The organism is Campylobacter concisus (assembly GCF_902460875.1).
GTDB lineage: Bacteria > Campylobacterota > Campylobacteria > Campylobacterales > Campylobacteraceae > Campylobacter_A > Campylobacter_A concisus_AA.
This window is the reverse complement of the sequence record NZ_CABPVR010000008.1, coordinates 129,633-140,634: the sequence shown is the minus strand read 5'-3', so window position 1 is coordinate 140,634 and position 11,002 is coordinate 129,633. Positions and strand designations below refer to the sequence as shown.

The following is an 11,002-nucleotide window of genomic DNA, read 5'->3' as shown; positions in this document are numbered from 1 at the left end:
TCTAGGTTCTATTTATATTTAATAGGTAAAAGAACAACAGACAAAAAATTAAACTACTTGCTAATAAATATTTTTTTGAAATATTATTTTGAGAGAATATCTAGCCACATAAAAGTAGCTAGATAAGGAAAAATTTCTAAAAATTTTAGATTTTTAAAAGCTCGGCTTCTTTTTCTTTTACAAGAGTATCGATTTTTGCAGTGTAGGTGTCAGTTATCTTTTGAACCTCATCTTGTCCCTTTTTGCTCTCGTCCTCAGTTATAGCTTTGTCTTTTTCAAGCTTTTTGACTTCATCATTTGCATCTTTTCTTACGTTTCTTATACTAACTTTGGCTTTTTCCCCCATTGATTTTGCATGTTTTGCATTTTCTTGGCGTTGCTCGACGGTCATAGGTGGGAAAAATAGCTTAACACTCTCACCATCACTATTTGGATTGACACCGATATTTGCTGCTTGGATAGCTGAAGAGATCGCTTTTATCATGCTCTTTTCCCAAGGTGTGATAGCGATAGTTGAAGCGTCGCTTGTAAGCACAGTGGCTACTTGGTTGAGCGGAGTTGGTGAGCCGTAATAATCAACCATTACATGATCTACAATATTAATGTTTACCTTGCCCGTTCTAAGCGTTGTAAAGTCGCGTTTTAATGAAGCTATTGCTTTTTCGCAGCCTTCTTTTTGTGTTTCATAAATTTTATTTAGCATTGATGTCCTTTATTAGAAGTTTTGTACTTCGTTGATGATCTACTTTTAGTGATATTAAAACTTTGCGTTTATCAAGAGGTGGGTTAAATTTACACTCAAAAACACCATTTGTCATAGGTACCTTTTTAAAGCCATTAAAGCCAGTCATAAAAAAACTACCTTCGCTAGCATTTGTATCAGTTTTTATAATAAGTCTGTCTATTGCATTATTTTGTGGATAGCTATCCGGAAATATCCACTGGGCATTTAGAAATTTGCTATTAAAAGTTAGTGCTATTTTTGTACCATTCATTACTGGTGTTCTATAAAGATCGTAAACATCACTCTTGTCTGAAACCGCACCTGAGTTTTGATTTAAAAGTGCTAAAAAGCCAAATTCTTTTGCCAAAGAGACAACTCTGTTATCGATCTCGCCGTATGGCACTGCGAAATATTTTGGCTTATAGCCCATATGTTTTTCAAAGGTCTCTACACCCTTTTGAAAATCCTCTCTTAATGCCTCATCGCTAAGTTTTGTCATCCTTGGGTGCGCGTATGAGTGGTAGCCGATCTCGCCGTAGGCCTCAAGTTCTTTAATCTGATCAAAATCCAAATAATCGCCATATTTATTTGCACTGGCTTCCACATAAAGCATTAGTGCAAATGGATAGTTATACTCTTTAAATACACTAAGGGCCTTGTCATAGAAACTTTTATAACCATCATCTACAGTGATGACGATCCAGTTATCAGGTATTTTTTCGCCAGCATTTACAGCATCGACTAGCTTTGAGAGTTTAACGACTTCATAGCCATTATTTTTGAAATATTCAAACTGCTCTCTTAAATTTTTAATAGAAATATCAGTGCTTGTATGTCTTGGATCATCAAAGCGATGATAGACTAAAATATGAGCGTCTGCTAAAGCAAATGTTAGCGTCAAGAATGACGCTAAAAGTGTTTTTATCATTGTTATTTTGCTGGAGTTTGTGGTGCACTAGGAGCTGATGGTACGTCGTTTGACTTTGGTATGACTAGAGATTTACTATCGACGCTATCAACGATAGAGCGTTTTAGATCTTTATTGTAGAAGTATCCAAGTGCAAGTGTATTTAAGATAAATAAAATACCTACGATAAAAGTAAATTTAGCTAAAAATCCAGCTGGTCCTTTTGCTCCAAAAAGACTCTCGTTACTTCCGCTATATGCCCCAAGTCCAATAGATGAGCTTTTTTGAAGTAAAACAGCGATAGTTATGATGACAGCTAGAGCAAACTGTAAGATCAAAAATATTAAACTCACGAAATTTCCTTTAAATTTTTAAAAATAATTGGTTGCGATTATACAAGAAAAGATTTAAATTTTTAGTTAAAGTTCTTTTTCAAGCTCATAAAGCTCGTATCTTATGCTTTTAAAAAGCTCGGCTTGTTCTAAATTTATGAGCTTAAAGCACTCTTCAAGCACGCGAGCACTCTCCTGAGCGCGCTTAAAATTTGCAGTGATTATCTCATCTAAATTTTCTCTAGCTTGCTCGCTTTTTGTGCTAGTTTTTAAAACGTCGTTTTGAGAATTTCTAAATTTTAAAAATTCTTTTTGCGGGATCTTTGCCTTGTGGCGGAGGGATTTTATCTTATAGGCGAGCTTGGCGTCATCAAAGACATATCTTTTCATATCTTCAACAACGCGAAGCCCTTCTTTTAGCCTATTTAGATTCGCATCTATTACTCGGTAGATGCGCTCATCTTTAGTCGTTTCTATTAAAAATTCCTAAAATTTGTAGTAATGATGTAAATAGATTTACAAAATCAAGATACAAAGCAACTGCGCCTTCAACTGGAGTTTCGTAGTTTCCACTGATAATATTTTGCGTATCAAAAAGTATATATGCGCTAAATAGGATCGATGAAATACTTGCGATTACAAGTTGGAACATTGTACTTTTAACAAAAATATTGATAATAGCTGTTGCAACGATAACAATTAAGGTTATGAACAACATTTTACCCATTGTTGTAAAGTCACGTTTTGTATTCATTGCAAAGACACTTAATGCACCAAAAGCAACTGTTGTTAGTCCAAATGCTTGAGCTACAATACCAGCTCCACTTGGCATGGCAAGGATCGCTGAAAGTAGCGGAGTTAGCGTAAGGCCACTTATAAAAGTAAATGCAAATAGAAGTATTAAATTTAATCCCTCTTTACGTTTAGCTGCCATTAAGCCAAAAAGTAGTGCAAACTCGACTATAACAAGTCCCCAAAACAAAAATCTATTTGCTGCAAAAACGCTAGCAATGCTAATGCCTACATAAGCGCCAGCTGTTGCTGAAAGTAGTGATGCTGCAAAAAGTTGATAAGTTTGTTTTATAAAAGTGCTTAGTGAGCTTTGAGAATACGCAAGTTCTTCTTGATTTTGTTTTGCGTAGTTCCTATCATACAGACTCATTTTATCTCCTTATGAATTTTTGAATGAGTTTAGCCTAAAATAATTAAACAATGAATAAAAAGAATTTTAACAAATTATATTAGTTAAAAATTTATATATTAAAGTATTTTTTAGATTAAATAAAAGTTGCTATAATCGCGTAAAAATATAAAAAATGGAGATAAATTTCTATGGATGACTCGCTACTTGAAGGTGCGGTAAAATTTATGGAAGATGGCTTTTTAGAGCATGAAGAGCTCTTTAAAAGTCTACAAAATAGACAAGACCCACATACCCTTTTTATATCCTGTGTCGATTCAAGAGTGGTGCCGAATTTGATAACAAACTGCCTTCCAGGCGAGCTTTTTATGGTGCGAAATATCGCAAATATTGTGCCACCTTATAGGGTGAGCGAAGAATTTTTGGCAACGACTTCGGCTATCGAATATGCATTAGAACTTTTAAATATCAAAAATATCATTATTTGCGGACACTCTGACTGCGGCGGATGTGCAGCACTTTATATGGATGAAAAAAAGCTCAAAACTACGCCAAATGTTAGAAATTGGATAAAGCTAATAGAACCAATTAAGAGAGAAGTACTTAAATTTACAAGCGACGATCCAGCAAAGATGGCGTGGCTAACTGAGAGATTAAATGTGATAAATTCGATCGAAAATATAATGACTTATCCGAATGTAAAAGAGGAATATGAAAGAGGCAACCTTCAAATTTATGGCTGGCACTACATTATAGAAACTGGTGAAATTTTCAGCTACGATTTAAAAGAGGGCACATTCAAACTTTTAGCAGATAAAAGGGGTGAAAATGCGTAAAATTTTAACCATCGTCTTGCTCTCATTTTTAACTCTTTTTGGTGCCGAAGATAATAAAACGCAAGAAGAAAGCATCATAAGCCTAACAAATCAGATCTTAACTTTAAATAATCAAATTCAGATTATAAAAGCACAGCAAAAAGATACAAACTCTTCAAAAACAGATAATTCAAATTTAGCCAGCCTTCAGAAGAAGAAGAACGATCTTTTGGAAAAAATTCCGCTATATATCATGCAGATTGAAGTGACTCAAAGCGATATTGACAAATTTATTTTGCAAAAAAATAATCTAGAAAAAAAAGTAGCTAGACTAGAAAAACAATCAAATAAAGACGCTTATATCCAAAGCGCCATTGAACTTGAAAAGATGAAAGTCGACTACGCTTACTACTCGGCACTCATCAGCCTTGAAGAGATATTTAAAAAGGGTGCTAAGGCAAATTCTATCAAAGAGGTGATAGGTAACGGACTTTTAAATTTACAAACAAATTCTTACGTCAGTATAAAAGAGCTAAAAGATTCTCTAAATGAGACTTCAAGCTCTTACGATAACGCATTTGCCGAGCTTGATTTAAAAAAAGAGACTGATGAGGAAATTTTAATCTATCTTAAAAACAATGCCGATCTTCTAAGCTCAAGCATGATCTTATCAGAGCTAAATTTAGTCGATACGGTCGAATATATAAATAAGCTAACTTCTATAAATTCGGCAAAATTTAACGTTGGTAAGATCGTAGTTATAATCGTAGTGTTTTTATTTTTTGTCTCACTTACAAGAATTCTCGCCAAACTCACGTACTGGCTTATGTCACTTATTGCCTCTGGTGAAGGTGTAAAGGAGGCAAAGGATCAGATAGTAGATATCGTTAAAAAGCCTATCTCTGCACTTCTTATCATTTATGCGCTAAATATTTGTATCGGTGTTGGATTTTATCCAGTGCCAGTGCCATTAACTCTAGCAAATATCTTCTCGATCGTATATATAGTCGCGTTTTCATGGCTTGTTTTAAACATCCTAAATGGTTATGGTATAGTAATAATCGATAAAATTGCACAAAAGAGTAGACGAAAAGAGGTCGTAAATTTAGTTTTAAAAGTAGTATATGTAATTGTATTAATAATCGCACTTTTACTAATTCTTCAAAAGCTTGGCTTTGATATATCAGCGCTCATAGCTTCACTTGGTATCGGTGGTCTTGCTGTTGCATTTGCTGCAAAAGATATCATCGCAAACTTCTTTGCCTCTGTTATGATGCTCTTTGATAACTCATTTTCGCAAGGCGACTGGATAGTTTGTGGTGATATAGAGGGCACTGTTGTTGAGGTTGGCTTTAGAAAGACGACTATTAGAAGTTTTGATAATGCTTTAATCTTTGTGCCAAACTCAAAACTAGCAAGTGATCCTGTTAGAAACTGGAGTAGAAGAAAAGTCGGTAGACGTATCAGAATGCTAATTGGCATTGAGTATGGAGCAACAACTGATGAGATTAAAAAATGTGTAGATGATATAAAAACTATGTTGATAAATCATCCAGATATTGCCAAAAGTGAGGATATAACAGCAAAGAAAAAAGGGCTAAAATATAGACAAAGTATAGTTTCAGTTGATGATTATGCTGGATATAAATCAAATTTATTTGTCGTAGTTGATGATTTTGCAGATAGCTCGATAAATATCTTAGTTTATTGTTTTGCAAAGACTATCGTTTGGGGAGAATTTTTAGATGTCAAACAAGATGTAATGCTAAAGATTATGGATATTTTAAAGCAAAATGGTCTAAATTTCGCATTCCCAAGCCAAAGCTTGTATATTGAAAGTGTCAAAGATAAAATTTAAGGAGAAAACAATGAGTGATGATTTTGACTATGAAGAAGTAGAAGAAGACTACTCTGAATTTAATGACGATGAGGACGATAGTAGCGATAGTTATGACTATAATTACGATGAAAATGACTACAACTACGAAGATAGTGACGAGGACGAAGATAGTTACGACTCTTATTAGAATGACTTAACGAAATTTAATGGAATAAATTTACAGGGAGTTTTGTTTGACACACGATTTTGTAGATCAAAGTAGTTATAAAGCGATCGATGATATCTATAAAACGATATTAGACGTTATGATAGCTGCGAATGCACTATCTTTGTTGCTTTTTATGATCATAGCTACACCACTACTTTTTATGTGCTTATTATTTATAGCAGCTGGAATATTGCTTAGAATAAAATTTGACATAAAATATAGAGTATTGATATCCCTTGCATTTCACCTAAATATCATATTGCTTGTTACTATTATTGTTACTACTATGGGTTGGAATACTGGAATTTGGATAATACTTGTTGGTGTAATTTTTATAAACTACTTTCTAGCGTTTGATTCAAAGAGTCTTACTTATATAATGGCAATTTTAGAATTAATCTTGCTTATACTTCTTTATTTTATTCATAAAGATGAGGCGCCGCTGATCCCATCAGCTATACGAGGGACGATAGTCGTGTGCAGTATTGTTTTTGCTTTTTTTATTGTTTTAAGACTTTCAATGTTTGCAGATGTCATCACTTCTAGCGGATATCAGCAAATAAGAAAAGAGACGGAAGAGCTTGAAAAGGACTCGAAGCATGATTTTTTAACGCAGCTTTTAAATAGAAGAACAATAGAAAAAACTTTAAGATTTGAACTAGTTGCTAACAAGGAAAGAAGCGGTAATACAAATTTAGTCATAATGCTAGGCGATATTGATAATTTTAAAAAAATAAACGATACATACGGGCATGACTGCGGTGATGAGGTCTTAAAAGATGTAGCCAGTGCTTTGAAGAAATCATTTAGAGGTAAAGACTATGTTTGCCGCTGGGGCGGAGAAGAATTTTTGATAATCTTGCCCGATACAAAGATAGAATTTATCCACGAAGTGAGCAAAAGGCTTAAAAAACAGATAAACAACGCAAAGCTTCCAGATAAAACTCCAGTTACTATGACCTTTGGAATGCTAATATGTGCAAATGGTATTGAGGTGGATTTTGAGCAAGCCATAACTTTGGTAGACAAGCTGCTTTATGAAGGAAAGCAAAATGGCAAAGACCGCATCGAATTAGAAATTTTAAAAAAGGGCTCGGATGCGTAGAATTTCACTCTATACGGCTCAAAAAATTATCATATTTTCAATATTATTAACTCACGTCTGTTATTTTTTTATTTTTTTATTTATGAAAGAAGAAATTCTAGCAGTTACGAATGTATTTTCAGTAGCAACCTATCTTTTTCTTTTAAGGCTTATCTACGATAGTCCTGAAAATAACAAGATAGCAATGCTAATAGTCCAGCTTGAAATTTTATTTCATGCATTAGTTTGTATGCTGACACTTGGATGGGGATACGGTTTTGGGTTATTGTTTTTAGCATCGTCGCTAATACTATTTTTTACGTCATTTACCTATAAATTTTTTAACTACATAATAGTTGCAACGCAAATAATTTTATCCATAGTCTGCTATATATATTTAGATGGCCAGCCTGTAAAAGATTTTGATAGCTTTAAAGATCTACTTTTTGTTTTTAACTTAAGTATGGTTTGCGTATTTTCGATTGTTGTTTCGTACCTTTTGGAAAGCTCAAATTTATTTATATTTTTAAGTATCTTAGAGGAAAAAGAGATGGCTGAAAATATCTTAAATCACGATCCATTAACAGGACTTTTAAATCGCACTTCAATGCAGAAAATTTTAAGCCAAAACGATCTTTATAAAAATAGAGACTTTGCTATCGTTATGTGCGATATCGATAATTTTAAAAAGATAAATGATACCTATGGACACGGCGCAGGAGATGCTGTTTTAAAAAGCTTATCAGGCATATTTAAAAACACATTTAGAGATAAAGATAGAGTAGCTAGATTTGGCGGAGAAGAATTTTTAGCAGTCGTCTTGGGTGTAAAAAAAGATGCAGCCGTAAGCATCGTAGAGCGTGTGAGAGAGACTTTGAGTAAAAATATAGTTGAGTTTGAAAATATAAAGATCAATGCAACAATGACTTTTGGAGTAGTTGCTCATGATGGTACGGGAGAATTTAGCTTAGAAAAGATGATAAAACAAGCTGATAATCTACTTTATGCTGGTAAGCGAAGTGGTAAAAATATCGTTATGAGTGCGGATTACGATCCAAAAGCATAAATTTAGAGGCAAGAGCCTCTAAATTTTAATGTCCATACATTATGTTTGGCAACCAAAGAGAAATTTGTGGTATATAAGTAACCAAGATAAGGCCAAAGAATAAAGTAAGTGTCCACGGCAAGCACGCCATGATGACCTCTTTTAAGTTCATATTTGTAAGACCGCTTGCAACAAATAAATTTAGTCCAACAGGCGGAGTCACCATACCTATCTCCATATTTACAACCAAGATAATGCCAAAATGTATCGGATCTATGCCAAGTTGCGTTGAAATTGGAAGCAGAAGTGGCACCATGATCATGATAACGCTTGAAGGCTCCATAAATTGACCCATGATAAAGAGCAGGATATTTACAAATATCAAAAATCCTATCATACCGATATTTGCGTCAAGTATCATCGAAGCGATCGCTTGTGGGATCTGCTCGCTAGTTAGCAAATATGCAAAAACAACGGCGTTTGCGATGATGAAAAATATCATAGCTGTCGTAAGAGCTGAGTCTAGGCAGATATCCCAAAGATCTTTTATCTTTATATCTCTATAGATAAAAAGTGAGATAAATAGCGCATAGACCGCACTTGCCGCAGCAGCTTCAGTTGGAGTGAAAATTCCTCCATAAATTCCGCCGATGACCACAACAACGATCAAAAGCGCCCAAAATGCTTTAGTAAATTTCTGCACTCTTACTTTAAATGGTTCAGCCTTAGTTGCTTTAAAACCAAGCTTTTTTGCACCTACATAGGTCTGCACTAGCATAAAAGCTCCAAGCATAAGACCAGGCACAACGCCTGCCATAAAGAGCTTACCGATGCTTACCTCAGCAGTTACGCCATAAACTATCATAACAACTGAAGGCGGGATCAAAATTCCAAGCGAGCCAGCCGTAGTTATGCCGCCCACTGCGTACTCTTTTGGATAGCCGGCCTCTTTTATCGCTGCAAACATAATTGAACCAATAGCCACAACCGTCGCAGGTGAGCTTCCAGAGACCGCTGCAAAGATGATGCAGGCAAATATCGCACTCATAGGCAAGCCGCCAGGCAAGTGTCCGACCATAGACTTTGCAAAGTCGATGATACGTCTTGCTGAGCCACCTTTACTTAGTAAATTTCCAGCCAAGATAAACATCGGGATCGCCATTAGCGAAAATTTATTGATACCATCAAAAATTAGCTGTGGGATCGTAGCGATGTCGATATCTGTAAAAAATATCATCGTTAAAACAGTGCTAGTTCCCAGTGAAACAGCCACAGGCACGCCTATTAGCATTAGTGCAAAAAGTAGGATAAATAAAAATGCTATTGTCATCTTTTTTCTCCTTAATCTTTGACTACGCTACCATGAGCTAGCTCATGTGCTTCGTTGCTTACGACATTTTCTGCAGGCGTTAGAGCTACTTTTATGGCTTTTTCAGTCGAGCGGTAGCTAGCTGTAACGAAGGCTATTGGAAGCACTAACATAGGGACCCATTGAGGTATGCCAAGGTCTATTATCATCTGCTCGATCTCGTGCAAAATTTTGAGATAATCAATCGAATAAACTGCGATAAATATCAAAAAGACAGTTGTTAAGATGTGTGAAAAGAGCAGGCATACTTTCGCGAGCGCTGGTGGAAATTTTTCCACCAAGATAGTTACGCTCACGTGAATGCCCTTGTTAAAGCCATATGCTGCGGCAAAAAACGCCGACCATATAAATAGATAGTTTGATAGCTCACTCGCCCATGACCAGCTTTTATCGAAAAAATATCTAGCCATAACGTTTGCAAAGGCTAGCAATGTTCCACTTGCGAGCCCAACTACTGCGATAGTTTTATTTAGTGAGGCTATCGCTATATCAAGGACATTAAAAAAGCTCTTCATCATTTTGTCCCAAGAGTCTTTTCTATGAGATCTTTACCGATAACATCATAAAATTTAGGATAGATTGACTGCATAACCTTTTGCCATTCGGCCTTTTGTGCGTCATCGATCTTATAAATTTCTAGTTTTTTACTAGCAGCTATGTATTTTTCAAGCTCAGCTATGACGTGAGCGTCCTCTTTTGCTGTCTCTTCTCTCTCAAAAGCTGTTGCTTCGCTTAGAGCTTGTTTTACATTTGCTTTTAGATCATCTGGTAGCTTGCTCCAAAATTTATCGCTCATAACGACTAAATAGCCCAAATATCCGTGACTTGAAAGTGTAAGCGAGCTTTGAACTTCGTGAAATTTTGAGTTATAGAAATTTGAAAGTGGGTTTTCTGTCGCATCAACTACGCCTTGTTGAAGTGCAGAATAAACCTCTGAAAATGGCAGAACTTGTGGGTTGCCACCAACTACTTTGATCTGTTCTTCAAGTACTTTTGAGCTTTGGATTCTAAATTTTTGTCCTTTTGCATCTTCTGGCACAAGAACTGGTTTTTTGCTTGAGCTAAAATGCTTAAATCCAGCATCCCAGTAATCAAGCGCCACAAAGCCCTTCTTAGTCACAAGGCCTTTTAGCTCCTCGCCGACCTCTCCATCTTGGACCTTATGAAGGTGCTCTGCATCTTTAAAGATGAAAGGCAGGTCAAATAGCTGAAACTGCGGTACGATAGGTGTAAATTTAGAAAAACTAGGAGCTGCCATTTGGACGTTGCCAAGCTTTAGCGCACCAAAAACTCTATCATCATCAAGTAGCTGAGCTGATGGGAAGACTTGAACTTTTAGTTTGCCCCCACTTAGTTCCTCAGCGCGCTTAGCAAAAAAGTCAGCTGCCTTGCCTTTTGGTGTAGAAGCTGCAACAACGTGAGCAAATTTGATCGTATAGACCTTGTCTGCACCAAATGCTAAGCCACTGATGGCACAAGTAAAAAGTAAAGCTTGTAAGAATTTCATCTTTTATCCTTTGTAATGGTTTTGTTAAAC

13 protein-coding genes are annotated in these 11,002 nt (G+C 35.6%); 5 read left to right on the top strand and 8 right to left on the bottom strand.

What is annotated here, in order from left to right:
• Window positions 1-145 precede the first annotated feature (145 nt).
• The 5 genes from frr to F3H01_RS06425 all read right to left on the bottom strand — a co-directional run bounded on the left by frr (window position 146) and on the right by F3H01_RS06425 (window position 3,125).
• On the bottom strand, window positions 146-703 hold the full coding sequence (gene frr, locus F3H01_RS06445; protein ID WP_072595202.1) for a ribosome recycling factor: 558 nt from the start codon (window positions 701-703) through the stop codon (window positions 146-148).
• Complete coding sequence (locus F3H01_RS06440) at window positions 693-1,652, bottom strand: polysaccharide deacetylase family protein (RefSeq protein ID WP_149725220.1); 960 nt, start codon at window positions 1,650-1,652, stop codon at window positions 693-695. The genes frr and F3H01_RS06440 overlap by 11 nt, the downstream gene beginning before the upstream one ends.
• 2 nt (window positions 1,653-1,654) lie before the next feature.
• On the bottom strand, window positions 1,655-1,984 hold the full coding sequence (gene secG / locus F3H01_RS06435; protein ID WP_021091090.1) for a preprotein translocase subunit SecG: 330 nt from the start codon (window positions 1,982-1,984) through the stop codon (window positions 1,655-1,657).
• Between the two features lie 66 nt (window positions 1,985-2,050).
• Window positions 2,051-2,440, bottom strand: coding sequence for a thiamine-phosphate pyrophosphorylase (locus F3H01_RS06430; RefSeq protein WP_087580439.1), 390 nt, complete (start codon window positions 2,438-2,440; stop codon window positions 2,051-2,053).
• On the bottom strand, window positions 2,427-3,125 hold the full coding sequence (locus tag F3H01_RS06425) for a Bax inhibitor-1/YccA family protein (protein WP_149725219.1): 699 nt from the start codon (window positions 3,123-3,125) through the stop codon (window positions 2,427-2,429). Before F3H01_RS06425 ends, F3H01_RS06430 begins: the two co-directional genes overlap by 14 nt.
• A gap of 170 nt (window positions 3,126-3,295) precedes the next feature.
• Between F3H01_RS06425 and F3H01_RS06420 the strand changes: the two genes are divergently transcribed.
• The 5 genes from F3H01_RS06420 to F3H01_RS06405 are packed head-to-tail and all read left to right on the top strand — an operon-like array spanning window position 3,296 to window position 8,117.
• Window positions 3,296-3,940: a carbonic anhydrase gene (locus F3H01_RS06420; RefSeq protein ID WP_072595207.1), complete on the top strand. Its 645-nt coding sequence runs from the start codon at window positions 3,296-3,298 to the stop codon at window positions 3,938-3,940.
• The gene (locus F3H01_RS06415; RefSeq protein WP_149725218.1) at window positions 3,933-5,777 is read left to right on the top strand and encodes a mechanosensitive ion channel family protein; all 1,845 of its coding nucleotides are present in this window, start codon (window positions 3,933-3,935) and stop codon (window positions 5,775-5,777) included. Before F3H01_RS06420 ends, F3H01_RS06415 begins: the two co-directional genes overlap by 8 nt.
• A gap of 10 nt (window positions 5,778-5,787) precedes the next feature.
• Window positions 5,788-5,946 carry a hypothetical protein gene (locus F3H01_RS09215; protein ID WP_021091126.1) on the top strand — a complete coding sequence of 53 codons (159 nt, stop codon included), beginning with the start codon at window positions 5,788-5,790 and terminating at the stop codon, window positions 5,944-5,946.
• A 46-nt stretch (window positions 5,947-5,992) separates the two neighbouring features.
• Window positions 5,993-7,072, top strand: a complete 1,080-nt coding sequence (locus F3H01_RS06410) for a GGDEF domain-containing protein (protein ID WP_223155385.1) — start codon at window positions 5,993-5,995, stop codon at window positions 7,070-7,072.
• A complete protein-coding gene (locus tag F3H01_RS06405) occupies window positions 7,065-8,117 on the top strand; it encodes a GGDEF domain-containing protein (protein ID WP_149725217.1) in 1,053 nt (350 codons plus the stop codon). Before F3H01_RS06410 ends, F3H01_RS06405 begins: the two co-directional genes overlap by 8 nt.
• A 25-nt stretch (window positions 8,118-8,142) precedes the next feature.
• Here the strand turns inward: F3H01_RS06405 and F3H01_RS06400 are convergent, their stop codons facing one another.
• The 3 genes from F3H01_RS06400 to F3H01_RS06390 are packed head-to-tail and all read right to left on the bottom strand — an operon-like array spanning window position 8,143 to window position 10,972.
• A complete protein-coding gene (locus tag F3H01_RS06400) occupies window positions 8,143-9,426 on the bottom strand; it encodes a TRAP transporter large permease (RefSeq protein ID WP_149725216.1) in 1,284 nt (427 codons plus the stop codon).
• An 11-nt stretch (window positions 9,427-9,437) separates the two neighbouring features.
• Window positions 9,438-9,980: a TRAP transporter small permease gene (locus tag F3H01_RS06395; protein WP_087586675.1), complete on the bottom strand. Its 543-nt coding sequence runs from the start codon at window positions 9,978-9,980 to the stop codon at window positions 9,438-9,440.
• Window positions 9,980-10,972, bottom strand: coding sequence for a DctP family TRAP transporter solute-binding subunit (locus F3H01_RS06390; RefSeq protein ID WP_149725215.1), 993 nt, complete (start codon window positions 10,970-10,972; stop codon window positions 9,980-9,982). Before F3H01_RS06390 ends, F3H01_RS06395 begins: the two co-directional genes overlap by 1 nt.
• Window positions 10,973-11,002 lie beyond the last annotated feature (30 nt).